General features: G+C 60.8%; 19 protein-coding genes and 2 pseudogenes. 12 read left to right on the top strand and 9 right to left on the bottom strand.

All coding sequences use genetic code 11. From position 1 onward, the window contains the following. Nucleotides 1–8 precede the first annotated feature (8 nt). The 4 genes from ACP7AJ_RS20470 (at nt 9) to ACP7AJ_RS20455 (ending at nt 5,713) form a co-directional block, all read left to right on the top strand. Entirely contained in the window at nt 9–1,730 is a 1,722-nt protein-coding gene (locus ACP7AJ_RS20470) for a RagB/SusD family nutrient uptake outer membrane protein (protein WP_426062073.1), read from the top strand. Between the two features lie 190 nt (nt 1,731–1,920). Next, nucleotides 1,921–3,243 (top strand): sugar porter family MFS transporter, encoded by a 1,323-nt coding sequence (locus tag ACP7AJ_RS20465; protein WP_426062072.1) that lies wholly within the window; start codon nt 1,921–1,923, stop codon nt 3,241–3,243. A gap of 18 nt (nt 3,244–3,261) precedes the next feature. Then, nucleotides 3,262–4,164, top strand: coding sequence for a carbohydrate kinase family protein (locus ACP7AJ_RS20460; protein WP_426062071.1), 903 nt, complete (start codon nt 3,262–3,264; stop codon nt 4,162–4,164). Nucleotides 4,165–4,195: 31 nt separating this feature from the next. Continuing rightward, nucleotides 4,196–5,713 (top strand): glycoside hydrolase family 32 protein, encoded by a 1,518-nt coding sequence (locus ACP7AJ_RS20455; RefSeq protein ID WP_426062070.1) that lies wholly within the window; start codon nt 4,196–4,198, stop codon nt 5,711–5,713. A gap of 453 nt (nt 5,714–6,166) precedes the next feature. Here the strand turns inward: ACP7AJ_RS20455 and ACP7AJ_RS20450 are convergent, their stop codons facing one another. After that, nucleotides 6,167–6,418 (bottom strand): hypothetical protein, encoded by a 252-nt coding sequence (locus ACP7AJ_RS20450; protein ID WP_426062069.1) that lies wholly within the window; start codon nt 6,416–6,418, stop codon nt 6,167–6,169. 142 nt (nt 6,419–6,560) lie between these two features. After that, nucleotides 6,561–6,989 (bottom strand): DUF4265 domain-containing protein, encoded by a 429-nt coding sequence (locus tag ACP7AJ_RS20445; RefSeq protein ID WP_426062068.1) that lies wholly within the window; start codon nt 6,987–6,989, stop codon nt 6,561–6,563. An 845-nt stretch (nt 6,990–7,834) separates the two neighbouring features. Between ACP7AJ_RS20445 and ACP7AJ_RS20440 the strand changes: the two genes are divergently transcribed. Together ACP7AJ_RS20440 and ACP7AJ_RS20435 are read left to right on the top strand one after the other, a co-directional pair. Then, complete coding sequence (locus ACP7AJ_RS20440) at nt 7,835–8,968, top strand: glycoside hydrolase family 88/105 protein (RefSeq protein ID WP_426062067.1); 1,134 nt, start codon at nt 7,835–7,837, stop codon at nt 8,966–8,968. A gap of 34 nt (nt 8,969–9,002) precedes the next feature. After that, entirely contained in the window at nt 9,003–10,259 is a 1,257-nt protein-coding gene (locus tag ACP7AJ_RS20435; RefSeq protein ID WP_426062065.1) for a DUF2264 domain-containing protein, read from the top strand. Nucleotides 10,260–10,900: 641 nt separating this feature from the next. On the opposite strand, the gene ACP7AJ_RS20430 is transcribed toward ACP7AJ_RS20435, so the two are convergent. The 4 genes and pseudogenes from ACP7AJ_RS20430 to ACP7AJ_RS20415 form a co-directional block, all read right to left on the bottom strand. Further along, nucleotides 10,901–13,162 (bottom strand): InlB B-repeat-containing protein, encoded by a 2,262-nt coding sequence (locus ACP7AJ_RS20430; RefSeq protein WP_426062064.1) that lies wholly within the window; start codon nt 13,160–13,162, stop codon nt 10,901–10,903. 518 nt (nt 13,163–13,680) lie between these two features. Further along, nucleotides 13,681–14,304: a porin family protein gene (locus ACP7AJ_RS20425; protein ID WP_426062062.1), complete on the bottom strand. Its 624-nt coding sequence runs from the start codon at nt 14,302–14,304 to the stop codon at nt 13,681–13,683. A gap of 510 nt (nt 14,305–14,814) precedes the next feature. Continuing rightward, nucleotides 14,815–15,339: pseudogene (locus tag ACP7AJ_RS20420) on the bottom strand (transposase). Between the two features lie 37 nt (nt 15,340–15,376). Next, nucleotides 15,377–17,209, bottom strand: coding sequence for a WG repeat-containing protein (locus ACP7AJ_RS20415; RefSeq protein ID WP_426062060.1), 1,833 nt, complete (start codon nt 17,207–17,209; stop codon nt 15,377–15,379). A 147-nt stretch (nt 17,210–17,356) separates the two neighbouring features. On the opposite strand from ACP7AJ_RS20415, the gene ACP7AJ_RS20410 reads away from it, so the two are divergent. From ACP7AJ_RS20410 to ACP7AJ_RS20385, 6 genes and pseudogenes are all read left to right on the top strand, one after another. Beyond that, on the top strand, nt 17,357–17,929 hold the full coding sequence (locus tag ACP7AJ_RS20410) for a hypothetical protein (protein WP_426062059.1): 573 nt from the start codon (nt 17,357–17,359) through the stop codon (nt 17,927–17,929). 99 nt (nt 17,930–18,028) lie between these two features. After that, the gene (locus ACP7AJ_RS20405) at nt 18,029–18,742 is read left to right on the top strand and encodes a head GIN domain-containing protein (RefSeq protein WP_426062058.1); all 714 of its coding nucleotides are present in this window, start codon (nt 18,029–18,031) and stop codon (nt 18,740–18,742) included. Nucleotides 18,743–18,889: 147 nt separating this feature from the next. Next, nucleotides 18,890–20,230: a chromate efflux transporter gene (chrA, locus tag ACP7AJ_RS20400; RefSeq protein WP_426062056.1), complete on the top strand. Its 1,341-nt coding sequence runs from the start codon at nt 18,890–18,892 to the stop codon at nt 20,228–20,230. A gap of 46 nt (nt 20,231–20,276) precedes the next feature. Next, a complete protein-coding gene (locus ACP7AJ_RS20395; protein ID WP_426062054.1) occupies nt 20,277–20,570 on the top strand; it encodes a hypothetical protein in 294 nt (97 codons plus the stop codon). After that, a pseudogene (locus ACP7AJ_RS20390) lies at nt 20,570–20,662 on the top strand (DUF1259 domain-containing protein); the annotation flags it as partial. The gene ACP7AJ_RS20395 and the pseudogene ACP7AJ_RS20390, both read left to right, overlap by 1 nt. 131 nt (nt 20,663–20,793) lie before the next feature. Next, on the top strand, nt 20,794–21,213 hold the full coding sequence (locus ACP7AJ_RS20385; RefSeq protein WP_426062053.1) for a DUF1259 domain-containing protein: 420 nt from the start codon (nt 20,794–20,796) through the stop codon (nt 21,211–21,213). 245 nt (nt 21,214–21,458) lie between these two features. Here ACP7AJ_RS20385 and ACP7AJ_RS20380 read toward each other — a convergent pair whose 3' ends face one another. The 3 genes from ACP7AJ_RS20380 to ACP7AJ_RS20370 form a co-directional block, all read right to left on the bottom strand. Further along, on the bottom strand, nt 21,459–21,887 hold the full coding sequence (locus tag ACP7AJ_RS20380; protein WP_426062052.1) for a response regulator: 429 nt from the start codon (nt 21,885–21,887) through the stop codon (nt 21,459–21,461). 60 nt (nt 21,888–21,947) lie between these two features. Continuing rightward, complete coding sequence (locus tag ACP7AJ_RS20375) at nt 21,948–24,554, bottom strand: PAS domain-containing protein (RefSeq protein ID WP_426062051.1); 2,607 nt, start codon at nt 24,552–24,554, stop codon at nt 21,948–21,950. 504 nt (nt 24,555–25,058) lie between these two features. Further along, a complete protein-coding gene (locus ACP7AJ_RS20370) occupies nt 25,059–25,844 on the bottom strand; it encodes a hypothetical protein (protein ID WP_426062050.1) in 786 nt (261 codons plus the stop codon). Between the last annotated feature and the right edge of the window lie 205 nt (nt 25,845–26,049).

The following is a 26,049-nucleotide window of genomic DNA, read 5'->3' as shown; positions in this document are numbered from 1 at the left end:
CTTTTGCCATGAAAATATTTAAAATCAGCGCGGTGGCTTTGTCGCTGCTCGCACTCGCCTCCGGCTGCAACGATAATAAGTTTCTCGACGTGCAGCCCGTTGGCGCCCTCAGCGACGAGCAGCTCAACACTGCCGCCAACATCGAAAAGCAGGTAATTGCCGCCTACTCCCAGCTCGGCAACGACGTGTACCGCGCCCCCTACACCTCCATGTGGCCTTACGGCAACGTGCGCGGCGGCGACGCCTACAAGGGCGGTAACGGCACGGCCGACGTCGACGCCTTTCACTTCTACGAAACCTTCACCTTCAACCGCGTGGACGTTGGCAACACCGACGAGCTGTGGTTCCTGCTGTACATCGGCGTGTCGCGCTGCAACGACGCCCTGCGCCGCCTCGACGGGGTCGATGCTACCGCCATGCCCACCAAAGCCGTGCGCCAGGGCGAAGTGCGCTTCCTGCGCGGGCACTACTACTTCCTGCTGAAGGAGCTGTTCAAGCGCGTGCCGTATATCGACCAGTCGGTGCCCACGGACAAGTACGGCGAGGTGTCGAATGTTGGCTTGAGCAATGAGGACCTGTGGACCAAGATTGCCGATGACTTCCGCTTTGCAGTGGCCAACCTGCCCGATACTCAGCCCGAAACGGGGCGGGTAACGAAATCAGCAGCCCAGGCTTATTTGGCCAAAACGCTGCTTTACCAAGCCTATGTGCAGAGTGAAACCCACGCCGTTACGTCGGTAGACCAAGCCAAACTGCAGGAAGTAGTAACGCTTACCAACCAGGTTATTGCCTCGGGCAAGTACTCGCTGCACCCCGATTTTGCCACCAACTTTCTAACTGCCGGCGACAATGGCGTAGAGTCGGTGTTTGCCATCCAGTTCTCGCGCAACGACGGCACGCCCAAGGGCCGCACCAACCGCGGCAGCCAGCTGAACTACCCCATGAATCCCGACTACGGCTGCTGCGGTTTCCACCAGCCCAGTCAGAACCTGGTCAACTCCTTCAAGACCGATGCCCAGGGCCTGCCGCTGTTCAACACGTTCAATAACTCGGACCTGACGACCCCGGCGGACTTCCAGGTGAATACCGTGGACCCGCGCCTCGACCACACCGTTGCCATTCCGTCGCATCCCTACAAGTACCTGCCGACGTTCATTTTCGAAACCTCCTGGCTGCGCGACCAAAACACGTACGGCGTGTACATGTCGATGAAGGAGACGGTGCTGCCTTCCGACCCCAGCTTCCAGAAGACGCCGCCCTTCATGAATTCCTCGAAGAACTGGGCGCTTATTCGCTTCGCCGACGTGCTGCTGTGGAAAGCCGAAGCCCTGATTGAGCTGAACCGCGCTTCCGAAGCCCTACCCATCATCAACCAAATCCGACAGCGGGCCCAGAACAGCACAGGCCGCTTGAAAACCACGGCCGGCACCGCTACCTCCAACTACAACATCGGGCAGTACGGCGCCGCCCAATGGACTCAGCCGTACGCCCGCGAAGCCCTGCGCTTTGAGCGGCGCCTGGAGTTTGCCATGGAGGGCTACCGCTTCTTTGACTTGGTGCGCTGGGGCATTGCCGGCGACTACCTGAACACCTACTTCGACAAGGAAAAGACCAAGCGCCTGTACCTGAAGGACGCGCGCTTCACGAAAGGCCGCGACGAGTACCTACCCATCCCCATCAACCAGATTAACTTCAGCAAAGGGCTATACAAGCAGAATCCGGGCTGGTAAACAGCGAACAAATACGTGGAACCATCCGGTAGCGGCAGAGCCGAACCGTGGTGGGTGGACACAAGCCCTCTCTACCGGCTGCATAAGCTTGGTACGCCAGAGGAGGCTTACGCACTGCCGCTGCTGGATGCACCCCGAACGCTCTTTCCAGGGTAACACCCCATTCCTTATACTCTTAATCTATCCCACAGTGAAAAACCGCAACGTATTCTTTTGGTCCTTGGTGGTCGCACTGGGCGGCTTCCTGTTCGGCTTTGACACGGCCGTGATTTCCGGTGCCGAAAAAGCCATCCAACAGCTCTGGGGCTTGAGCTCGGTGGAGCACGGCTTCACCATTGCCATTGCCTTGATTGGCACCGTGGTGGGCGCCATCTTCGGGGGCATACCCTCCGATAAGCTGGGCCGGCGGCAAACCCTGTTCTTCATCGCCGCCCTGTACTTGATATCGGCGCTGGGCGCGGCGCTCACCAGCAATTGGACGCTGTTTGTGGTGTTCCGCTTCCTGGGCGGGCTGGGCGTGGGGGCATCGTCGGTCACGGCCCCGCTTTACATCGCGGAGGTGTCGCCCTCCGCGGTACGCGGCCGCATGGTGGGCATGTTCCAGTTTAACATCGTGTTTGGCATCCTGGCCGCCTACCTCTCCAACTACCTGCTGGCCGGCACCGGCGAGCACGACTGGCGCTGGATGCTCGGCATTCAGGCCGTGCCGGCCGTGGCCTTTTTTCTGCTGCTGTTCCGCATTCCCGAAAGCCCGCGCTGGCTGCTGGGCCAGGGCCGCGTGGAGGAAGGCCGCCAAGTGCTGCGCCTCATCAACCCCGAAACAGCCAACGACGAAGTGACCAGCATCTTAACAACCAATGCTGCTGATGCCGCCGAAAGCGACTCGCTCTTTGCCCGGGCCTACCGCGGCCCGGTGCTGCTGGCCATTACGTTCGCCGTGTTCAACCAGGTGTCGGGCATCAACGCCATCATCTACTACGCCCCGCGCATCTTTGAAATGACAGGGCTGGGCAAAGGCTCGGCGCTGCTCTCCTCGGCGGGGCTGGGCCTGGTGAACTTCGCCTTTACGCTGCTGGCCATGAACTTCATCGACCGGTTTGGGCGCCGCAAGCTCATGCTCATCGGCTCGGTGGGGCTGATAGCCACGCTGGGCCTGGTGTCGTGGGCCTTCTACACGCAGCAGTTTGGCGGCGTGCTCGTGCCGGTGCTGCTGTTCGTGTACATCGCCTTTTTTGCCTTTTCGCAGGGGGCGGTTATCTGGGTGTTTATCTCCGAAATTTTCCCCAATACCGTGCGGGCCAAGGGCCAGGCGCTGGGCTCGAGCACGCACTGGGTGATGGCGGCCCTTATTGCCTTCACGTTCCCCTACTTTGCCGAGAAGCTGGGCGGAGGCAACACGTTTGCCTTTTTCTGCGCCATGATGGTGCTGCAGCTCGGGTTTGTGTGGCGCTTTATGCCCGAAACCAAAGGCACCAGCCTGGAGCAGCTGGAAAAGACGCTGGTCGTTCACTAACTGCTTAATCACAGCATCATGCAACCAACAATAGTTTGTTTTGGCGAAACCCTGTGGGACGTGCTGCCCTCGGGCAAGCAGCCCGGTGGGGCCCCCTTCAACGTGGCCGTGCACCTGCATCAGCTCGGCCAACCGGTGGAACTCATCAGCCGGGTGGGCGACGACGACCTGGGCGCGGAATTGGTGGGTTTCCTGCACGAGCGCGGCCTGAGCACCGAATACGTGCAGCAGGGCCAGACCCACCTCACGGGCGTGGTGAAAGCCAACGTGGGCGACCGCAACGAGGTGGTCTACAAAATAGTGCAGCCCGTGGCCTGGGACTACATTCAGTACGAGGAGCGCCTGAGCAAGCTGGTGGCCGACGCCGCCATGCTGGTGTTCGGCAGCCTGTCGGCCCGCACCCCCGCCACCCGCGAAACCCTCTACCGCCTGCTGCCGCAGGCCCGCTTCCGGGTGTTCGACGTGAACATGCGCCCGCCGCACTACACCCGACCCGTGGTGCAGTACTTGCTGGAACACAGCGACCTGGTGAAGATGAACCACCACGAGCTGGCCGAAATACTGGAGTGGTTTGGGAAAAAGGCCGACGAGGACTCGGCCTTGGAGTGGCTGGCGGCGCGCTTTAACCTGCAGGCGGTGTGTGTCACTTTGGGCGCCGATGGGGCCCAGCTGTACACCAACGGCCAGCTCTACAAAAGCAGCGGTTTTCCCGTCAAAGTCACCGACACCATCGGCAGCGGCGACGCCTTCTTAGCGGCCCTGCTCGCGGGGTGGCTGGCGGGCCAACCGCCGCAGGAATGCCTGCAATTTGCCTGCGCCGCCGGCGCGCTGGTCGCTACTCATCAGGGCGCCACGCCCGCTATCACCCCCGCTGATGTGGCCCGGCTGCGGCAGTCTCAACCGGTGTCGTCCCAATCCTAATTCAAGCAGTTCTGCTGCGACATCCTTGCTTATGAAAAAGTCATTTTTACTGGCCTGTAGCGTATTAGCCCTCGCTTTCGCCGGTCACGCCCAAACGGCGGTGCCCATTCCGCCAGCCACTCCGCAATACCGGCCGGCCTATCATTTCACGCCAGCTGCCCATTGGATGAACGACCCCAACGGCATGGTATACTACCAGGGCACCTACCACCTGTTTTTCCAATACTACCCCGACGGCATGGTGTGGGGGCCCATGCACTGGGGCCACGCTACCAGCCCCGACTTGGTGAGCTGGAAAGAGCAGCCCATTGCCCTGTACCCGGACAAGCTGGGTATGATTTTCTCCGGCAGCGCGGTTATTGACGTGAACAACACCGCCGGGTTCGGCAAAAACGCCATGGTGGCGATTTTCACCCACCACAACCCCGAAAAAGAAAAGAAAGGCCAAAACAAGCACCAGTACCAAAGCCTGGCCTACAGCTTGGACGCGGGCAAAACCTGGAAGAAGTACGAGGGCAACCCCGTACTGCCCAACCCCGGCATCGCGGACTTCCGCGACCCCAAGGTGAGTTGGTACGAGGCCGGTAAGAAGTGGGTAATGACCCTGGCCACCAAGGACCGCATCACCTTCTACTCGTCGCCCAACCTGAAAAACTGGACCAAGGAAAGCGAGTTTGGTGAGAAACTGGGGGCCCACGGCGGCGTCTGGGAATGCCCAGACCTGTTTCCAATGACGCTCAACGGCAAAACCCACTGGGTGCTCATCGTCAACCTGAACCCCGGTGGTCCCAACGGCGGCTCGGGCACGCAGTACTTCGTGGGCAATTTCGACGGCAAAACCTTCACCCCCAGCAGCACCGACACCAAATGGGCTAGTTATGGCCCCGATGACTACGCTGGCGTGACGTGGAACAACACCGGCACCCGGCGCCTGTTCATGGGCTGGATGAGCAACTGGACCTATGCCAACCAAGTGCCCACGTCTCCGTGGCGCAGTGGCACCACGGTGGCCCGGGAGTTGGCCCTCCAGCAGGTCGGGAACCAGGTTTATTTAATCTCACAGCCGGTGAAAGAAACCGCAAAGCTCTTTCCATCGGCGACCACGCTTAAGAACCTGACCGTAAACAAAACCCTGGAGCTCACCCCCAAGCTCAAGAGCATTGGTGACAAGTTTCAACTTAAACTCAAGGCGCAGCAATTGGCCAGTTTCTCGCTGGTCCTGAGCAATGGCAAAGGGGAAGAGGTGATAATTGGCTACGACCAGCCGACTAACCAATACTTTGTCGACCGCACCAAATCGGGCCAGTTGGGCTTTAGCGACAAATTTGCGGGCCGCCACACGGCTCCCCGGCTTGCGACGTCGCCCCAGGCCGATGTTACGCTGCTAGTGGATGCCACCTCGGTGGAAGTATTTGCCGACCAGGGCCTCACGTTGATGAGTGAGCTGTTTTTTCCGACAGAACCAATCTCCACACTGCGGCTCACTGCCGATTCCAGCTTTTTGATTCGGGAACTGACGTACGCTCCCTTCGCGCCCAAGGCGCAGTAAAAAATCAAGCAGCGCAATAGCAAATTTACTTTTTTGGGGTGAAGCCTTTGTAACAGGGAGGAAACGCTCGCCATTCGCGGGTTTCACAACTGCCGCCATACGCCGATGTGTTTCCATAAATCATTTACGAGGCATGGAAGTGAGTCATCTCCCTGATAGTGATTGGTCGCCACGCTGGCGTGCTGCCTGGCCTCCCTGTACGTGGCCTACCCCAACGAGCTCACCATCGGCCTTGCTCAGCTGGGGTTGCTCTTCCTTTCCTTACTTTCTGCACATAGTTCTCCGGGGCGCCGTCACGTTGGGCAAGAATTGGATAGCCGCTTACCGACGGAACAAGCGCTAAGTGTTCAGCAAAAGGATCGTGCCGTGAACTTGCTTTGTTCAAAGTAAGAAGTAGTCTGGCCGCTTCGCAAAGGTCTGGCGTGCCACAGCGGCTGCGTCGCGGGGACGCGCTTAGTGCTTCCGCGCGGCCCGGCGCTGGCGGGCCTCCAGCTTCCGGCTGCGCGTGGCGCTGCTTTTGCCGGGAACCGTGGGGCTTTTCACGGCCCCGCGTTTGCGGGCGGCCCGGGCACTGTCCGTTACGGGCAGAATCCCGCCGGTGGCTTTGTCCACCACGGCTTGGGCTTCCGCGCTTTGCGCCGGGGCGGGGGTTTGGGCAAGAACGGGCGCCGACGCCCACAACAGACAGCACAGGAGGAGTTTCATCCGGCGAAGCTACGCCCGGACCGCGGCGGGGTAACTGCAGGTCGGCGGCAGGGCCGTACTGCTTCGAGGTCGGAAGCACCAGCCACTGCCCCCTAGAAGCAACGTTTATCAAAACGGTCCGAATAGTAAAACGAGCCAAATGCTATACGCTGTGCGCTAAACATGCTTCTTCATAGCCCCATTTGTTGTCCAGGACGCCTGCTTCTAAGTACTGCTTGACCTCAGCATACGAAACGCTGGACGGAATATCGACGGCCAAGAGGACCGGCAGATTACTGAGCTCCGAGTCGCACCCTAGCGCCAGTAACGCGGACTGGGTTGGACGAACGGCACTTTCCTCGGTGAACAAGACGCGGACGGTACTATGGCCGGATTCGGCAACCAACCCTGTGACGTACCACTCGCCTGACCGCTCCTCTACAGACACCACGTCCCCCAGCGCGTACTCCGGCGCATAAAACAAGATGTTGTCTAGGCGGTACGTACCGGCTTCGCACGGCTCAGCCCACGCACTTTCTAAGGCATAGTCACCGGCTAAATCAGTGTACTCGAAGAGTATTTTGGTCTTCATGATGGAGGAAATCGTAGTAATTTTTGGCTGGCTCCAAAACTACCTTAACAAGACCTTCCCGGCTTGGAACAACGCCACAAGTGTGTCCACGAAAAGGGTGGTGGCTGTTGCAGAAGTCTCAGATACGCTTCCAGAACCGGTTGCATTCGCTTTACAGAGAACGGAAAGGGCGTCAGAAGCACGTTTTAGGAAGGTGCCGAGTGAGTACACGGCTTCTGGAGCGCAGGGCGCTGAGTTCTGCAACAGCCACGGTGGTCCCGTAAACGCAGTCCGTTCAGTTGAAGCAGTTTTTTTGCTGCCAGACCTTACTCAGCTTTTCGGTCTAATTGCGCAAAGAACTTGAGCGCCATCAGCAGAGGAATGACGACCACTAACACCCACCCCATCAGGCTTAGGGTCATCAAGATGGTCCGAAAAGCAAAACATGGGAATCGTTTTTCGCCGCTAACCACCTAGGGGCCGCCGCGCTCCCGCGTTCCGGTACGGGTTGATGAGCATACCCCTGGAGGTCGCCTGCGAGCCGACGCCGGCGACCTCACACGCCGAGTCCGGCTCACGTGCAAGAAGGGCCGCCGGTGCAACGCTGGAAAAATTACTATCCGCCGGCCGCGGTTCCGGCCCTGACTTGACACCCGCCGCACGCGACAGCCGACAAATTGCGGCCTATTTTACCTGCCTGTCAAGACCAAGCCGGTTTATCACCCCGGCCTGTAAAGCGCCGGCAGGATTAACCCTTCCACGTGTATAGCGGCTGTGGCCGGACGCGCCATATTTCCCGTCAGGCCTGAAAATGCCCCAGCGCTCTGGAATTATTCTGTTAGTATTGCTAATTCATTCCCCTCCCCATGACCGGCATTTTACGCTTCCCTCCCCGACTGCTATTCTGCGCCGTTTTCTTAACGCTCGCCCTCGGACACGCCAGCCACGCGCAGCTGGCTGCCCCCATTGATAAGGCCGTCTTCAAGCCCAAGTTTATCAAGCAGCAGTTGCTGAAGACGGCGCGCTGGCAGCTGGCTCACCCCAAGCACGCGCTCACCGATTGGACCAACGGCGCCTTTTACTCCGGGGTGTTTGCCGCGTACCAAGCCACCCGGTCCAAGCTCCTGCTCGACTCGCTGATGGCCATGGGCGAGCGCACGCAGTGGCGCCCCGACAAGCGCTACGACCACGCCGACGACATCGTTATCTGTCAGACTTACCTGAATCTGTACCGCCTGAAAAAAGACCGGCGCATGATTGAGCCCACCATTGAGGTGGTGGAAAAGCTGCGCACCGAACCCGGCCCCGAGGTGCAAGCCCACGGCATTACCTGGTGGTGGTGCGACGCCCTCTTTATGGGTCCGCCCGTGCTGGTGAAGCTGGGGCTAATCGAGAACCGGCCCCAGTACCTGACCCTGAGCGACACGCTTTACCAGCAAACCTACCGGCGCCTTTACAACCCGCAGGAGCACTTGTTTGCCCGCGATGCGGCCTACCTCTGGAACGAGGCCGGGGAGGGCCGAAAAGAAAGCAACGGCCAGCGCATCTTCTGGAGCCGCGGCAACGGCTGGGTCATGGGCGGCTTGGTGCAGGTATTGCAAGAATTGCCCCCCACGCACCCTAACCGACCTTTCTACGTGAAGCTGTTTAAGGAAATGAGTGCCCGCCTGGTGCAGTTGCAGCAGCCCGATGGCCTGTGGCGCGCCAGCCTGCTCGACCCGGCCGCTTACCCCGGCGGCGAGGCTTCCGGCTCGGGCTTCGACTGCTACGCCATGGCCTGGGGCATCAACCAGGGCCTGCTGGACCAGGCCACGTACCTGCCGGCCGTGCAAAAGGCCTGGGTGGCGCTCAACAACTGTGTTTCGCCGGAAGGCCGGGTGGGTTGGGTGCAGCCCATCGGCGCCGACCCGCGCCGCGACTTTTCGGCCGACAGCTGGGAGGTGTACGGCACCGGGGCCTTTCTGCTCGCCGGCTCGGAAGTCATCAAGCTGAAGCCCTAGTAGCCTTATTCCTGCCCCTTTTTCTTCTGACTGCATGAAACGACGTGCTTTTGTTGCCGGCACCCTCACGGGCCTTTCGGCCGGTGCCCTCCCCGCCTGGGCCGCCCAGGGGCCCGCTGCCGAAGCGGCAGGGCTGCCCGCCGCGGCCAAACCCACGGACCGCGCCTACTGGCTGGACACCCTCCTGCGCGTCGCCGAGCCCGTACTGGCGGCGGGTGCCCGGGGTCAGCTGAAGGCGATCATGCCCATCGAAGCGGCGGCGGGCCAGCAGGAAGGGCGGCGCCAGGTGTCGCACCTGGAGGCGCTGGGTCGTACGCTGACGGGTCTGGCGCCCTGGCTGGAACTGTCCGCCGTGCCGGCCGCCGAGCAGGCGCGCCAGCAGCGGTTCGCCGACCTAGCCCGCCAGGCCATCGGGCACGCCACCAACCCACAGTCGGCTGATTTTCTAAATTTTACGACGGGCGGCCAGCCGGTCGTCGATGCGGCCTTTCTGGCTCACGCGCTGCTACGGGCGCCCACCCAGCTGTGGGAAAAATTGCCCCCCGCCACCCAACAGCACCTGGTGCAGGCCCTGCAGAGCAGCCGCGTAATCAAGCCCTACTACAACAACTGGCTGCTGTTCAGCGCCATCATCGAAGCCGCGCTGCTCAAGTTTACGGGCAAGGGCGACCTGATGCGCATGGACTACGCCATCAAGGAGCACCAGACCTGGTACAAGGGTGACGGTACCTACGGCGACGGCGCCGATTTCCACTGGGATTATTACAACAGCTACGTCATTCAGCCCATGCTGTTGGATATAGTCGGCACCCTGGTGGCGGCGGGCAAGGAACGGCCGGAGCTGCTGGCCACGCTGCGGACCCGCGCCCGGCGCTACGCCATGGTGCAGGAGCGCCTGGTTGGGCCGGACGGCTCCTTTGCCGCCTTTGGCCGCTCCCTGGCTTACCGCTGCGGGGCCTTTCAGCACCTGGCCCAGGTGGCTCTGCAGCAGCAGCTGCCGCCGGAATTACCCCCCGCCCAGGTGCGCAGCGCCCTGACGGCCGTGATTCGGCGCACGATAGAGCCCAAGGGTACGTTTGACAGCAAGGGCTGGCTCCAAATTGGCTTGTGCGGCCACCAGCCCAGCCTCGGCGAACCGTATATTTCCACCGGCAGTCTGTACCTGTGCACCACGGCCTTTCTGCCCCTGGGCCTGCCCGCCACCGACCCGTTTTGGGCCGCCCCCGCCCAGGACTGGACGGCAAAGAAAATCTGGTCAGGGCAGGATGTGCCCGTCGACCACGCCCTATAGCCCCGCGGTGGATTCGCCGCCATTTGCCCGGTAAGAGCAGCCCGGTGGGTTTTGCCACTAGCTTGGGCATTAGCACAAAAGCTGTCCCCCCTGGGCCCAGGACTGAGGAGGTCTAGCGGAGCCAGCCCGCGTTGCGACGTGTTTCGAAGGTGGGCTTCGATAAGGTTGGGGGCGCGGCAACCGAGGGCCGCGTGGCGGCGTTCGGCGTTGTAATAGGGGAGGTAACGGCTGATTTTCAGCCGGGCTTCGGCTAAGCCCGGAAGGTAGCCGACCAAAGCAGGAGAGGTGCGAGGCGCCTGCAGGCTGACGTTGAAGCATCCCCCCCTGAACTTTGGGCAGAGCAAGGGCTAGGATGACTTACTGGAATGGGCGGCGCCACAGGTGGATTCAGCAGACCGGTTAGCGAATCCGCTGTTGCCACGTTTAAGTGCCGCTCCATTAAGTGGGCTAGTGTTCCCGAACGTGAAGCCGCGCTGATTTATACCCCGCTGCTCCTGATGCCCGGAAGTGGTACGGAGGCAGAGCAGAGCTTCACTCGGAGTGTTCACGCAAAGGGTAAGCATTCTAAAAACGGGACGTGCCTTGAAAAAAGAAAAGCCCTGCGACCAAGTGACGCAGGGCTTTTCTTTCTTTTATCTCGCTTAGCGCACTTCCAGCCTCAGACTTTGCTTGCGAAGTTTGGTATTCACCACCACCGTGTAGGCACCCGGTTTCAGGCCCGCGGTGCTCACGAGGACGGACTGGGAGCCATCCGGATATACTTTGTCGGCCAGGGTGCGCACGCACACTCCCATGAAGTCGTAGACACGGATGGAAACCAGGCTTTTCACGGGCAAGGCGAACGCAACGACCGTCTGGTCGGTGGACGGGTTGGGATAGAGTCGAGCAGCGAACGTTTGGGCGCGCGTGGCTTCTGCTTGCGTAGCCGGGGCGGCCAGCCGGTTACTCGTGCACGCGGCGGCGGTTGGGCCGTTGCCCGTTACCTCCAGCCAGTCGATATTGGCAAACTCCGAAGCCACCGTAGTTTCCAACCGGATGGCATTCACGCCCGCAGACAGCGACACCGTGGCCGTGGTGGTGGTCCAGGTGGACCAGGAGGCGGTCTTGGGGAACGGCACGCTAGCCACGGCCGAAGCACCGTTTACCAACACTTGCGCCGTGGTGGCGCTCTTGCTGCCCCCGTTGGCGTAGCGGAAGCGTAGCGTGTACGTGCCCGCGGCCGGCACGCTCACGCGGTAGTCGATGCCTTGCCCAGAGGAATTGGAGAGGTTGAGGTAGTAGCCATTGTCGGCCCCAGAGTAGCTGTTCTGACGCGACCCGTTGACGCCACAGTAGCCGCTCGTGGCCGTCGCGGCGTCTTCGATGCGCAGGGTGGTGCTGGTACTGGTGCTGGCCGTGAAGTTGGCCGTGATGCCCAGGTTGGCGGTCATGGTCACGCTGGTGCTGGCGGTGGTGGCCGTCGAAGCGCCGCTCCAGCCCGTGAACGTATAGCCCGTGGCCGGCGTGGCCGTGAGCGTGACCACCGTGTTGGGCTCGTACGAGGCGGCGTCGGGGCTGCGTGCAATGGTGCCGCCCGCTGCTGGGTTCGCCGAAGTGGTAAGGGTGTAGGTAGTGGTCGACGTCGGGGTGAAGTTGGCTGTGGCCGTGCTATTGGCATTCACCGTAACGGTCGTGGTGGCGCTAGTGCCGCTGGCCGCGCCGCTCCAGCTGGTGAAGGTGTAGCCGCTGGCGGGCGTGGCCGTGAGGGTGACCACCGTGCCGGCGGGGTAGCTGCTCGCGTCGGGGCTGCGCGTGACGGTGCCGTCGGCTGTGGGGCTGGCCGCGGTGGTCAGCGTGTAGCTGGCGGTGGTGGAGCCACAGCAGCTGGTCGGGCTGCTCAGCGTGGCGCCGGCCCCGCACGTGGAGGTAACCTGGGCCTTGACATCGGCCGCCGGCGTCACCGCTAAAGCGTAGGGCGGAGTAAAAGCGGTCCCGCTGCCCGCTGTATTGCCGGTTGTGCCGATGAATACATTGTTCACGGCAGAAACGGCCGTGAAGTTGTTCTCAAACAGGTCGATGGGCTTGTTGACGTTTTCGAAGTAGTTGCTTTCCACCCGCAGGTCGGCTTCGTAGCCGGCGCGGATGCAATGGTTATTGCCCGCCGAGCTGAAGTAGTTGTTGACGAGGTGGACCTGGCCAAACCGGACCCGCGGCATCCGCTCCCGGCATCCTTGGGCCCACCAGCAGTTCTGCATCGTGATGCGCAGCTTGCCCCGGTCGGCGGTGGCGCCATCACTCGAGCCGAACAAGTTGGAAAACCGGTGGTCGGCCGACCCGCCCGAGCCGCCGGCGATGGGGGGCTTCAGATACACAAAGCGGCACCAGGTGATGGAGATGTAGTCCGCCTGGTTTTTGATGTCGAGGTTGCCGTCAATGCCGTCCTGAAAGTCGCAGTGGTCTACCCAAACGTTGACGCATTGCTCAATTGTCAGGTTGTCGTGTCCGCCCGTATCGTAGGCCCCGGGGCCTTCAAACGTAAGGTTTTTAATGATGACGTTGTTGCACCGCTTCATATACAGAATGCCGGAGCCGGCGGCCGTCAGGTCGGAAGACACCAGGCTGGAGCCAGCCAGACCGTAGATGGTTTTACCGGTCTGGTCCTGAAAGGTGATGCGGCCCGCCGCGGGGATAACAATGCGTCCGGAGATATGCACCACCTTGACGGTGGCCGAAGTGATGGCGTTTTTTAACTCGGTGTACGTGGTGACCACCGTGGGCGTGGCCGAGCCCCCACCGGTGGTGCCCCCGTTTTGCGTGGCCCAGCCCACCACATCGCACGTGGGCGAGGTTTGGGCTGCTGCTTCAAAACTGATGAGCAGCACCAGTAGCAATCGGGTGAAGAGGGATAAACAGTTTGCTTTCATAGGGTTTGGGGTTGGTGGAATGGGGTTGGGAAAAATGGAAATGAAAGAATCAAACACAAAAACCCATCCACCAGCAACCAGAACCGCCTGCTGCGGCAGGCAGAAAGGGCGGCGGTCAGCGATTTAGAAAGGGCGCGTCCCCGTTTTCGTCCAGTGCACCGCCAAGAAGGCAGCGCAGCTGTTGTAGGTCGCTGTATAACTGTGCCTAATGGTACGACGGCGCCCCCACTTTATACCCCAACCGTCGCTACTAAATCTATGCAATCGTTGCCGGCAACGATTGCATAGCACGGGCGGTGAGTTTTGCAGAATAAGACACCTGCCCGGACGTCACTTGCTACCCGATGATGACATGTGCTCGGTGTTCAAGAAAAGGGTCCGAACAGCAAAACAAAGGCAATATTTTTCAGGCTGCACAACCACACGGGCCTGTTTGGTCTACGAGATGCCACGCAGGTAATAAAAAAGCCCCATTTCCAAGGCGGGAATGGGGCTTTTTTACAGGGAAGCGCCGGGGCTTAGCGGCCACCGGGGAAGGCAAAGCCCAGTTGGAATTGAAACACCGAGTTGTACATGTTATTCCCGCCGGGCAGCGCGGCGTCTTCGTCATAAAGCCGGGTGATGCTGCGGTTGTAGCGCACGCCCACATTCGGACCGCTCTCCAGCTGGTAACCCACGCCCACGATGTAGCCGAACTGCAGCTTGTTGAGCTGGCCCCGGGTGGTAATGTCCGGCCTGGCGGAATCCTCGAACTTGGTCTTGTGGGCGAACAAGTAGCCCACCTGCGGACCTGCCTCGAAGACCAGGCCGGCGGCGTTGAGGCGGGCCAGCAGCGGCACGTCGAGGTTGTGAAACGTGGTTTTGGACACGTCCTCGATTTGGTAGCCGCGCTGGGAATACAGCAACTCCGGGTGCAGCTCGAACAGCCCGCCCACGCCCAAGCTCGTCGTGGTCGTGACGCCGGCCTGGAAACCAAAGCGGTTTTGCACGTCGCCTTGGAAGTCTTTGTCGTCGCCGGCCAGCGTGGCGGCCACCACGCCCACTTTCAGACCGAAGCGGGTGCCGCCACCGGCGGTAGATTGGGCCTGGGCAGCTGCGGTCACGCCCGTGAGTAAGGCCAGGGAGAGGAATATCTTTTTCATAGAAAGCAAGAAAGTAGCGGTGGTGAAAGCGTTAAGTGTCGCACAAGAGGATAGGGTCGAAGGGTACAAAATTCACAGTACTTTATCTAAGACGGTACATACGTGGGTTTTGTTTGCTTAACTATTGACTTTCAGTATATAAGCTGGGCTTTTGAGCGAAATAACCAAGTGATTCCTTTACGCTGAAATGGTTGGTGACCCGGTGGAAGAATGTTGCGCTCGCGGCGCTTATCGTGGGCCTGTGCGCCTTTGCCAACGTGGCCAAGTTCCCCCATGAAGAAGGTGTTCCACGCAACCGCAACCCGTGCGTCCCCCGCATTCGATGGCCGATAATCGTATTCGCCTGCTCAGGCTGAGAATGGTGCATGCGCTACAGTGGTCGTTCAGGGAGACGGTCGTGGCTGTTGCAGAACTCGGATTAGATGATTCACCTTCTGGTTAGCGGCTTTGCCAGTGCCCAAGTTGTCGCCTCGATGCGCCAGCTTTGCCGCCCTGCGCGCCGATTGGCCGCTACAGGGGCCGTGGCAGGGCCACGGCCACGCTCACTTGCCGGTTGGGGCGGTGGCGGAGCAGCTTTTTGAGGTTGTAAGCCACGGCCGCGAGCAGCATGGTTTTGTGGGCCCCGGCGTGGCCGCGCACGTTGAGCCGGCGCAGGCCGTAGTAATGCAGCAGATTGCCGAACACGGGCTCGACCGTGCCCTGGCGGACCCGGCGTTTGCGTTGTCCCCGCTGGGTCTGTTGCCGTTCCTAGGCGCGGCGTTAGGCGGCGTCGTAGAGGGTGCGGTTGATTTGCTTGCGCTTGGCCCGCGGCGCACAGAGGGGCTTGCGCGGGCACTGCTGGCAGGTGCGGCACGGGCCCCAGTAGATTTTGTGCCAGCCCTCGTCTTGGTTGGTGTCGTACTTCTGAAAGGGCAACGCCTGGCCTGCGGGGCAGGTGAAGGCATCGGTGGCCCGGTCGTAGGCGAAGCCCTCAAGTTCGGACTTGTACTGGCCAAAGACCGGTATCCACGCCGTAATCCCTTGGCTTTCGAGCAAGGCGTAGTTCGGCCGTTGGCGTAGCCGGGCCTTGGCTTTACTCTACTGGCTGCCCCGTCGTGTCAATTGTGAGGCGGCGGCCTTCAAGGGTGACCTGGGCGCGGCCGTCTTGGAAATCCGTGGCGGCCTCGTACAGTTGAAAGACCGACGGGCCTTTTCCGGCCAGGTTGCCTTGGGTGATGTAGGTGTAGCCTGGCTCGAGGCGCACCCGGGCCAACCCCTCGCGAAAAGAATAGGCTTCCAAAAACAAGAAGGGCGGCGTGGCCGGGTTTTCCGCTTCGGGCCCGCTGATGTAGTGCCAGCCGCGCTGGTCGCGCACGGCCGCGAAGCCTTCCGAGAAGTCACGGGCTTCCAAGTAGGTAGTGGGAAACACCTGTTCTTCCTCGTCGATAAAGGTGTAGGCCCCCTTCACCCGCACCCGGGCGTAACCGTCGGCGTATGGGTAGCGCGCTTTGTAGGGGTCGGCAGCGGGGGGCGCAGTGTCGTCGTTGGCTGACGTTGACTCGGTTTCGTCATCCTCGGCCGAGGGCTTCGGGCGTTCTGTAGTCTGGGTCGGGCTGGTGGCCGCAGCAGGGGCGGAGCGGCTAGATGAAGCCGTATCGGTAGGCGCGGTAGCCGAAGACGGGCTAATGGCCATCCGGCTCACGCCCCACCAGGTACCCAAGCCGAGCAAGGCGGCAATCCCAACCACCGCAGCTGCCCGCGGCAGGTGCCGGCGTCTGCTCGACGGCCGAGTACCGCCGCGGGCCGCAGGAGGTGCCGACTGAAAGGCCCCGGCCGGCCGCTGGGCTCCAGCTGCGGCGGGCTCCGCCGTTCGGGTGTTTAGTCGCTCGATGAGCTGGCCAAGCTGCTGAATCTTGGCGTCCAGGTCCCGGTTGCGGCTGTCTGACTCCGCCCGGGAAGCACGAATGGCTGCTTCCAGCGCGGTTTTTTCCTGGTTTTCGGCGGCCAGACGGTCGCGCAGGGCCTGGGCTTCGGTGGTCACGGGCGGGGCCTGTTCCAATTGCGCACGTAGCTCGTCTATGCGCCGCTCGCGCTCGGCTTCGCGGGCCTCGAGGGCACGGAGTTGCTGCTGCACCTGGGCTTGGGCTTCGCGCTGCAGCTGTTCGAGGCGTTGTTTCTCGGCACTGCTGGCGGCGGCTTGCGCGGCGGGGTGGCCGTAGGGGGTGTCGGCCGGGATGTCGTCGGCCCCGAGCCAACTCCAGGCGCGGCTGAGAAAGCCCCGCTCCGGGGCTGGTTCAGTGGGAGGCAGGTCCGAGGAGTTCCGCAAATCTGGCTGCCGGTCCTCATCAGCGGCAAGGTTATGGGCCCACTCTGTGAGTTCGGCATCGGGCAGGTCAATTTCGGGGCGTGCGAGCTGGGCCAAGCGGCGGGGCAGCTGCCTGGCGTCGGCGAGTAGCTGAAAGCTGCCGTCGGGCAGCTGGCTCAGGTATTGTTCGATTTCGGGGCCGAAGGTGACGGGTGCGCCGAATACAACCAGCCCGGAAATATACTGCAAGTTGGCCTGTTCTGGCCTAAACTGGGGCCCTAGCCACGCCGCCAAAGCCACCTTTTGACGCAGGAATTGCTCGTAGGGATTATCCGCTTCGGTGCCGGACCCGGGCAGAGGGCGGCCGTCGAGCTGCCAGGCGCCGTAGCCCAGGGCCGGCATCTGGAGCTGGCCGCCGCGGGGCACCATCACCAAAATGGTGACGCTGTGCGGACGGATAAGGACGGCATCGAGCGGCTCCCCTTCGTCCTCCACGGCAAAGTGGCCAAGCAGCAGCGTGGTGCCAGGGATGGGGTCAGCGCGCAGCGTGGCCAGCAGCCGGTCATATAGCTGTGCAGTGGCGGGGTCGGCGAAGGGCGCGAAGAGAAAATCGTGCAACATGAGGGCAAAAGAACGGCTTTCTCCCGAACGGAAAGCGAAGCTCCCGCGCCAAAGCTCGCGGGGTAGCTGTGGGGGAGAATGGTTGTGGCCCGAACTTTGACCATAAGGCAGCGTAAGCGCATACATATTCACTTTTTTCCCACCCTCATGAAACTTACTCATTACCTGCTCGCCGCTAGCCTAGTGCTGTCAGCGTCGGCTGCTTCGGCCCAAGACGATGGGAAAGGCAAGGACAAAGACAAGTACAAAAAAGAAAACAAGGACAAGGATTACAAGGACCGGAACGACCGGTACAAGGACAAAGACTACAAAGAGAAAGAGTACAAGGACCGGGACAAAGATGACGACCGGTATAAGAACGGCAAAAATGGCCGCTACGACGACCGGAATTCACGCACCACGGGCGGTGTGGGCGGCGTCCTGGGCCGGGTGATTCTGCCGCGGGCGGGCACGGCCGGGCCGCGGGAGTTGGCGGGCGTGCCGCGCGGCCATTACCCCCCGCCCGGTGAGTGCCGGGTGTGGTACCCGAACCGTCCTCCCGGGCACCAGCCCCCGCCCACCAGCTGCGACCGCCTCGCGGGTGTTCGCCTAGAGCCCGGCGCCTTCATTCTGCACGGCGACCGCGCCTACGACGCCGAGTATAACTGGCGCGAAGAAGACCGGCGCCGCCCCGGCACCGTAGGCCGCGACATCCTCGACATTTTATTTCCGCGGCGCTAGTCGATAGCCAGAAACATAAAACGCCCGACCGCTCATGGAGCGGTGGGGCGTTTGCTTGGCTAACATTCCTGCTGCCCTTCCTTGTACTATTTCTCTCTTATGAACAAGAATCCTTACTCACTGCGCCTGGTGGGCCTGTTTTTCTCGGCTCTGGTGCTGCTCAGCGGCTGCGGCAAAGACAAAGCCGACCCGATGGACCAGGAAATCCGCATCGACAGCTTTGAGGGACTAGAGATAAAAGCAGGCTCTACGGTGGTCCTGACCGAAGGCTCCACCCAAAAGGTGGAGCTGCGCGGTGCTGATGAGAACACCCTGAAGCAACTGCGCACCGGCGTGGACAACGGCACGTGGAAAGTGGAGTTTGACGGCAACGCACCCGACCAGGACCGCATGACCATTGAGGTGACCATGCCCCGGCTGCGGCGGCTGATTCTGACCGGACCAAGCACCGTGCGCGGAACGAATCCGTTTACCTTTTCCGACGTGTCCATCGTCAACACCGGGTCGGGCAGCATCAGTCTGGGGCTGGTGGCCACGGGCGTCAACGTGGAAGTGAAGGGCTCGGGGCCGATAGAACTCGTCGGCACCACGGCCGCCCAAAACGTAATCGTAACCGGCTCGGGCTTCTACCGCGGCTTTGGGCTAAGCAGTGCCAATGCCGACGCGATGGTATCGGGCTCGGGCAATGCCGAAGTGTGGGCCACTTCCGCACTCCGGGCGGTGGTGCAGGGCAGCGGCAATGTGCGCTACCAGGGCCGGCCGGTTATCACGGCGAGTACGCCGGGCTCCGGACGCGTCATTGATAGCAACTAGGATGATGTTGTAGTGCTGTGCTTCGGGCAAGAGGCCGACATTTATGGAATAAACCAAAACGGGCGGGCCAGGTGGTCCGCTCGTTTTGGTTCGGGGCGCTGCTTTCTTTACAGCAAAAGAGCCACCTGACCAGTAAACCGGGCTGTTATGAACCAATCTCCGACCGCTGTTACGAAGCCTACGTTTGCGGAAGCCCTGCGCTTCTGGCTGAAGCTGGGCTTCATCAGCTTCGGTGGTCCGGCGGGCCAGATTGCCATCATGCACACGGTGCTGGTGGAGCAGAAGCGGTGGCTATCGGACGCCAAGTTTCTGCACGCGCTCAACTATTGCATGCTGCTGCCGGGGCCCGAGGCGCAGCAACTGGCCACTTACATCGGCTGGCTGTTGCACGGCACGCGGGGTGGGCTGGTGGCGGGCATCCTATTTGTGCTGCCGTCGGTGTTTATTCTGCTGGCGTTGAGCCTGGTGTATGTGACATTAGGCACGCTGCCGGCCCTGCAGGGCGTATTCATGGGCCTGAAGCCGGCGGTGTTGGCCATCATCGTGCTGGCGATGGTCAAGATTGGGCAGAAGTCTTTGCTGAGCCCCTTGCACTACGCGGTGGCGGTGGCCAGCTTCGTGAGCATCTTTTGGCTGAACGTGCCGTTTCCGCTCCTCATTATTGGCGCGGCGGGGGTGGCGTTGGTAGCTGGCAAACTATTTCCGGCCCCAGCCGCCACCGCTGCCACGCAAGCCAAAGCCGCGCAGGCCGAGGAGGGCTACTTCCTAACGACGCAGTCGGTGGTGCCAGGCACGGGCTTTTCGGGGCCACGCTTGGTGCGGCAGCTCGCCACGGCGGTAGCGCTGTGGGCCCTGCCATTGGTGCTGTTCCGGCTGCTAGCTCCCGATTTTGGGTTCTGGCAGGGGCTGAGCGCATTCTTCACCCAGGCGGCCTTCGTCACCTTCGGCGGGGCCTACGCCGTGCTGCCCTACGTAGCGCAGGTGAGCGTAGAAAAGCTGCACTGGCTCACGCAAGGGCAAATGCTCGATGGGCTGGCCCTGGGCGAAACCACGCCCGGCCCGCTGATTATGGTGCTGGCCTTTGTGGGGTTCATGGGCGGCTACACGCATTTTGGCGGCTCGCTGGCTTTCGGGACGCTGGGGTTGCTCACCACCACGTACTACACCTTTTTACCGTGCTTCGTCTTCATTTTGGTAAGCGCCCCGCTGATTGAGCGCACCCAGCACAATTCCTCCCTTAAAGCGGTGCTGAGCATCATCACGGCGGCCGTAGTGGGCGTGGTCCTCAATCTGGCGGTATACCTGGGACGGGCGGTGCTCTTTCCTACCGGTCAGCTTAACCTGGCGCAGGTGCATTGGCCAAGCCTCACTTGGCTGCTGGTGTCGCTGGTGGCGCTCTACCGCTTCAAGGTGAACATGATACTGTGGATAGGCGTTAGTGCCGGGGCAGGGCTGATGTACTACTTAGTGGCGTCCTACTTCGGGTAACCCTTACCTTCCTATCTTCCCTTTCCTCCACGATTATGAGCGATTCGTGCTTTTCCCGCCGCAACTGGCTCAAGACGGTGGCCTTGGCCACCACGCCAGTGCTGCTGCACCAACGCCCGCAGCGGGTAAAACTCCGGCCCTGACGGCCGGCGAAATCGCGGCCATCGAAGCCGCGATGGGCAAAAAGGGCACTTACGTGGAAGCGCCGGCCACGCACGCCACGCCCCTGCCGCGCAACGATTTGAAGGTCATCATCAAGGGTGAGGCGGTGCCCATTCCGTTTGGCTTGGCGGCTGGGTGGCCATCAAGCGCACGCTGGACGGCAAGTCGTCGCTGCTGATGAGCGACACGGTGCTGCTGCAGGAAGAGGTGAACCCGCTGATGTCGGCGGCGCTTGCCAACGGGCTGGAGATTGGGGCGGTGCACAACCACTTCTTTTACGAGGAACCGCGCATCTTTTATATGCACATCCACGGCATGGGCAGCCCGGGGAGCTGGCCAAAAAGCTTGCCGCCACGGTCAAAGACTCCAAGCTGCTGCCGGCCAACCAGCCCAAGACCGCCGTGGCGGCAGCACCTGCTCAGCCTGGCAACAACGCGACGCCGAGCGCCGGGCCGCCGACGGGCAAGGAGCTATTTGATATTCCAGCATTGGACCAGCTGGTGGGCTACCAGGGGGTGGTCAACGGGCCGACCTACAAATACACCGTGGGCCGGGCCGGCCGGCAGTCCATCATGATGGGCACGGAGATGACGGCCGCCATTGGGCTAAACTCGTGGGCTTCGTTTGCCGGCAAGCAGGCCGACGCGCACATTGCTGGCGACATTGCCATGCTGGAAAGCGAGGTGAATGCGGTGATTAAGATGCTGCGGGCCCACAACCTGGAAGTGGTGGCCGTGCACAACCACATGCTGTTTGACCAGCCCCGCATGATGTTTCTGCACTACTACGGCCGTGGGCCGGCGGCGCAGCCGGAGAAGTGACTTCGCGCCGCCCTCGACCAACGTGGCAAGGGCAAAGCGCCCGGCATGGAGGGGATGAAGCATTGACAAGGGTATGGGTTGTATACGGTCAAACCCAATTGGAATTCACCGCGGCTGCAATGCGTACATAAACCGGAGTTTACTCAAACGGTCGAAACCCCGACCGTTCTCCCAAAGGAGGGTTTTGACAACGTTACGACCCAAGGTTGATGACCGGCCGCGTTTTGTTTTGAAAGCAAGGGGGGTTAGCCCGGCAGTGTGTCAGCGGCAGCAGCGAAGTGGGCCTGGAGAATCGCGGTGACCTTCTCGGCCGTGAGGGGCTTGGTGAGAAAACTGGACACTGGCAGGTGATGGGCGCGCTGGACGTCGCGCGGGTGCAGCGAGGTGGTGAGCATCACCATCACCGTGGCGCACTGCTGGGCGGGTGGTAGCTGGCGGTAGGCGGCTAGAAATTCGAAGCCGTTCATCAGGGGCATGTTCACGTCCAGGAAAATCAGGTCCGGGCACGTCGGGCTGTCCTCATAGCAGTGGGTATTGACCGCAGCCAGCGCCTCTTGGCCGTTCAGGGCGGTAAGCACGCCGTCGGCGATGCCCATTTTGACAAGCAGCTTGCGGTTTAAATAATTCGTGGTCGGGTCATCGTCGACCAGTAGGACGCAGCGTAATTGAGACATAGGAGGGGATTGGCAAGGCCAAAAAGCCCTGCACAGCGTCGAGCGGCGGAAAGCGGGTTATCAGGGAAAGTATACGGAGAAGGTCGAGCCCTGACCGACTTTACTTTCTACTTTGATTTTGCCGCCGGCATTTTCCACCAGCTTCTTCACCATGTGCAGGCCCACGCCCGAGCCCTCCACGTGGGTGTGGAAGCGCCGGAAGAGGCCGAACAATTGGTGGTCGCTGGTTAGGTCCAGGCCGAGGCCGTTGTCCTCCACCTCCAGCACCAGATACGGGGCTTCCACGCGGCTGCGAATGGTCACCTCGGCGGCGCGGGCGGGGTTGTGGTACTTTAAGGCGTTGCTGACCAGGTTGTAGACCACCGAGCGCAGGTTCTTCTCGGCGAAGGTGATGGTGGGCGTGGCCGCGACGTTCACGTGCAGATGGCCGCCTACCTGGGTGAGCAGGGGGGCCAGGTCCAGGCGTACTTCTTCGATGACGTGAGACAACGCTACCAGGATGGCAAACTGGTTGTACTCCTGCTGCAGCTTGGTGATGTCGGTGAGCAGGGAGATGGTGTGGGTGAAGCGCTCCACGGAGTTCTGAATCAGGTCCAGAATGAGGGCCACCTCGCTGCCGGCGGCCGGCGTGGGCAACTCCTCGCGCAGCGTGGCGAGCAGGCCTTCGATGTTGGAGATGGGAGCTTTGAGGTCGTGCGAGGCCGTGTAAACAAAGTTGTCCAGGTCCGAATTGATGCTAACGAGTTGGCTATTGGAATTGCCCAACTCCTCGTTGGTGGCATGCATTTCTTCGTTGATGGCGGCCAGTTCTTCGTTCAGAAGCTGCACCTGCCCACGGGCCGTCACCTGTTCGGTGACTTCGTAGGCAAAGGCCATGACCCCGTCGATGTCGCCGTCGGTATTGCGTCGGGCTTGGTACGTGAACGTGAAGAACATATCCTCCAAGGGGCCACTTTCGGTACGGGCCAAGCGTATCGGCAGTTCTTGCGCCTGGTAGGGTTTACCGGTAATGTACACCTGACGTAGCACTTCGGGAATCGGCGTGTTGGCCAACTCTGGCAAGGCTTCCAGCAAGGGCTTGTTGACTAATTCGCGGCCGGGAAAGATGCGCTGGTAAGCCGGGTTGACAACCTGATACACCATCTCCGGTCCATCCAGGATGACGATGGGCGCGGGGGCCTGCATGAACAGGCTGTGCAACTGCTCGCGCTGGGTTTCGCGCTCCTGCCGGGCCATTTCCTGCTCGGTTACCTCCTCGGCAAAGAGTAAGATGCCGTCGATTTGGCCGGCGGCATCATGCGTGGCTTGGTAGGTGTAGTTGAAGTAGTCCTGGCGCAGCTGCCCGGAATTGTCGCGGTCCAGCAAGACGGGCACCTCCTTGCCGTAGTACGTCTCGCCCGTGCGGTAAACTGCGTCCAGCTGGTCGAAGAAAGGCTGGTTTTCTAAATCGGGCAGGGCCTCCCGGTAGGGCCGGCCGGCAAGTTCGCGGCCGCCAAGCAAGCTGCGGAACTGCTCATTGGCCAACTCCACGAAATGGTTGGGTCCGCGCAGGCGGGCGATGAGGGTGGGGGCTTCGGCAATCAGGGAACGCAGGCGGTGGCGTTCGACTTCGGCCTCGCCGTGGGCCTGTTTCAGTTCCTGCGTGCGCTCCTGCACGCGAGTTTCCAGCTCGTGGTTGAGCTGCTGCAATTGTTGCTGCGCCTGGCTTAGGGCAGTGTTGGTGTTAAGGAATTCGTCGTTACTCGCCCGCAGCTCTTCGTTTATGGCGGCCAATTCTTCGTTGAGCTCCTGCACATGATGGCGAGCCATTACCTGCTCGGTGACATCGTAGGCGAAAATCAGTACGCCCGAGACCGTGTCAGTGTCATCGCGAATGGCTTGGTAGATGAAGTTGAAGTACGCTTCGTCGAGGTTACCGGTATTGGTGCGGTCGAGGGTAGCGGGAACGTCACGCCCGTAATGCGTTTCGCCGGTGCGGTACACGTCGTCGAGCAAGCCTAACAATGGCTGACCTATCAGTTCGGGTATGGCCTCCGCCATGGCGAGTCCCAGCAGCGGCTGGCCACCCGTGAGTTGCTGGTAAAAGGGATTGACAAGGCTGAAAACGTGGTTGGGTCCATCGAGCCGCGCAATGCAAGCTGGCGATTGCATGAACAATGCCGTGAGCTGCTGGCGGCTCCTGGCGGCCTCGGCCTGCGCGGCTCGTTCGGCGGCTTGGCTCTCGCGCAAGGCCACTTCCACAGCCGTCCGGGGTTGGTCGGCCGTGTCGGTAAAACTGGCCACTAGCAAGTCGCCACTGCGCCGAGCGGCTACGTGGAAGTAGTTGTCTAAATCATCGGCTTGGTAGTTGAGGTCGAGGCGACCGTCTTCGCCGCTCTCAAACACGCGCTGGTATAGGTCGAAGACGCCGTTGCTGAAGGTTTCGGGAAAGCGGCTGCGCAGGGTTTCACCGGGCCGTTCGGGCAAGCCCGTCATGCGCTGGCCAGCGGGGTTGAGGTACTCAATGGCGAAATCGTACAGCTCCCCAGTGTGGCTATACAATGGGCGCAACAGGTTGACGGCCGTGAGTGAAACCGCCAGCAGGTCGCGCAGCAGCGGGTCGAACTCAGCAAAGGGAGCGGAGGCCCCGGCAGCATCGTCATGGGTCAAAACCGGAGAGTCAGGCATGGCAACGGGGCTAAATGTTTTCACTGGAGGAGAACGACAAAGCTACAGTAATTCAAGCGCTTTACTCTGTCAGCGTTGTGGTTCTTGGGTTTGCTTGTGGTTGTGGCTGATTCGCTGGGTTTCTCCCTAGAATAAAAAGGGGTGCCAGCAAGTTTCCCGGATTCCATGAAGAATCACGATACTTCGAATGCCTATGCTGGGCTTGTGCCTACTTCGCGGTACCGCTCCACCGCTTGACCGATTGGGCGCCGGACCCGTGACAACCCGCACTACTCTCAAGGGCCAGAACCAAAGACGTAGCTGTTCACCTAAATGGTGGAATTTCTATCCTTTTAATGCTGTCAGAGCTCAATGCCATTAGATAGTTTAACAACCTTTAGTTCAAGGCATGACCAACCCGTCTTAACGGTGCTTAAGCTAATCTTAGCCCGATGCTTCAAAAAAGTCAACAAAAAAGCCCGGCACCTCACGGTACCGGGCTTGTCAAATAGATTAAGCCGAAGCTCAGGCCGCTGCCTTCTCGCCGTTCTCACGGTCGTCGATGGCCTTGCGCAACTTGGCGATGGCCTGCACAGCACGCTCCTCGTCGAGGCGGTTGATGTTGAGCAACATCTTGGTCTTCTCGGGGCGGGTAATCACCGGGTGGTTCAGCAAGCGGATAATTTCCTCTTTCTGAGCCGCAGTAGCATACTGCACCGGAGCAGCCTGCTCGGCAGCAACGGCCGGGACTTCGGCGGGCACCACCTGCATGGCAGGTACGGCCTTGGCTGCGGCTTCAACCGGGGCCGGAGCCGCCGCGGGCGTGTTGGTGTTGTAATCCATTTCTTCAGCAGGCGTCGGCTCGTAGCCAGCGGCGCGGATAATCCAGGCCAGGCAGTTGCGGTACGCCTTGCCAATGGCACGGGTCTGCGCCATGCTCATGATGGCAAACTCCTGGTAGAACTTCTTGCCGCTCTCCTTATTCGAGCACACGGCGAAGCCGGCGCCGACGGTAATCTGATGACGGATGTCAAACAGGGTCACCTTGGCTTGATATTTCATTTCCTGGTCGCTGCTCACGTTGATAACGTGCTCCACGATGGGCACAATACCCAGGCGCGAACCAGCATATTGCCAGCCTTCGACGTTCACGAACTCCTTGCCCTGCACGTTGGTGGTAAGCTTGTTGTCCTTGATGAACTTAGCGAGGTCCTTCGCCAGGTCCAGCGTCTCATCGGAGCGACTGATGTCATAGCTCTCGATTTTCGCTTTTTTGGTAATGTCCTTGGTGTTTTTGGTTGCCTCGTTCATGGCTGTGTTCTTTAGTAATGTGTCCAACTGATGTTCGTATGTATAACCCAAAGATAGAAAATAACGTGCCAGAAAAGCCAGAATTTTTAGTAAATTTTATCACTGTAAGTCAGTTGATTAACAGCAATGGTAAAAATTGTCAAAACTAACATCATTGGGATGAATGACGCCAATTAGAAACACTTGTACTACTTGATTAGTGTCG

Source organism: Hymenobacter sp. B1770 (genome assembly GCF_049896385.1).
Lineage (GTDB): Bacteria > Bacteroidota > Bacteroidia > Cytophagales > Hymenobacteraceae > Hymenobacter.
This window is presented reverse-complemented; position numbering and strand designations above follow the sequence as displayed.

What these genes read in the sequence shown, in the direction of transcription:
- ACP7AJ_RS20455 (WP_426062070.1), top strand. Translation starts at nt 4,196, where the DNA reads ATGAAAAAGTCATTTTTACTGGCCTGTAGCGTATTAGCCCTCGCTTTC.
- ACP7AJ_RS20370 (WP_426062050.1), bottom strand. Translation starts at nt 25,844, where the DNA reads ATGAACGAGGCAACCAAAAACACCAAGGACATTACCAAAAAAGCGAAA.
- ACP7AJ_RS20450 (WP_426062069.1), bottom strand. Translation starts at nt 6,418, where the DNA reads ATGAAACTCCTCCTGTGCTGTCTGTTGTGGGCGTCGGCGCCCGTTCTT.
- ACP7AJ_RS20460 (WP_426062071.1), top strand. Translation starts at nt 3,262, where the DNA reads ATGCAACCAACAATAGTTTGTTTTGGCGAAACCCTGTGGGACGTGCTG.
- ACP7AJ_RS20430 (WP_426062064.1), bottom strand. Translation starts at nt 13,162, where the DNA reads ATGAAAGCAAACTGTTTATCCCTCTTCACCCGATTGCTACTGGTGCTG.
- ACP7AJ_RS20440 (WP_426062067.1), top strand. Translation starts at nt 7,835, where the DNA reads ATGACCGGCATTTTACGCTTCCCTCCCCGACTGCTATTCTGCGCCGTT.
- chrA (WP_426062056.1), top strand. Translation starts at nt 18,890, where the DNA reads ATGAACCAATCTCCGACCGCTGTTACGAAGCCTACGTTTGCGGAAGCC.
- ACP7AJ_RS20410 (WP_426062059.1), top strand. Translation starts at nt 17,357, where the DNA reads ATGAAACTTACTCATTACCTGCTCGCCGCTAGCCTAGTGCTGTCAGCG.
- ACP7AJ_RS20470 (WP_426062073.1), top strand. Translation starts at nt 9, where the DNA reads ATGAAAATATTTAAAATCAGCGCGGTGGCTTTGTCGCTGCTCGCACTC.
- ACP7AJ_RS20375 (WP_426062051.1), bottom strand. Translation starts at nt 24,554, where the DNA reads ATGCCTGACTCTCCGGTTTTGACCCATGACGATGCTGCCGGGGCCTCC.
- ACP7AJ_RS20380 (WP_426062052.1), bottom strand. Translation starts at nt 21,887, where the DNA reads ATGTCTCAATTACGCTGCGTCCTACTGGTCGACGATGACCCGACCACG.
- ACP7AJ_RS20445 (WP_426062068.1), bottom strand. Translation starts at nt 6,989, where the DNA reads ATGAAGACCAAAATACTCTTCGAGTACACTGATTTAGCCGGTGACTAT.
- ACP7AJ_RS20435 (WP_426062065.1), top strand. Translation starts at nt 9,003, where the DNA reads ATGAAACGACGTGCTTTTGTTGCCGGCACCCTCACGGGCCTTTCGGCC.
- ACP7AJ_RS20415 (WP_426062060.1), bottom strand. Translation starts at nt 17,209, where the DNA reads ATGTTGCACGATTTTCTCTTCGCGCCCTTCGCCGACCCCGCCACTGCA.
- ACP7AJ_RS20405 (WP_426062058.1), top strand. Translation starts at nt 18,029, where the DNA reads ATGAACAAGAATCCTTACTCACTGCGCCTGGTGGGCCTGTTTTTCTCG.
- ACP7AJ_RS20425 (WP_426062062.1), bottom strand. Translation starts at nt 14,304, where the DNA reads ATGAAAAAGATATTCCTCTCCCTGGCCTTACTCACGGGCGTGACCGCA.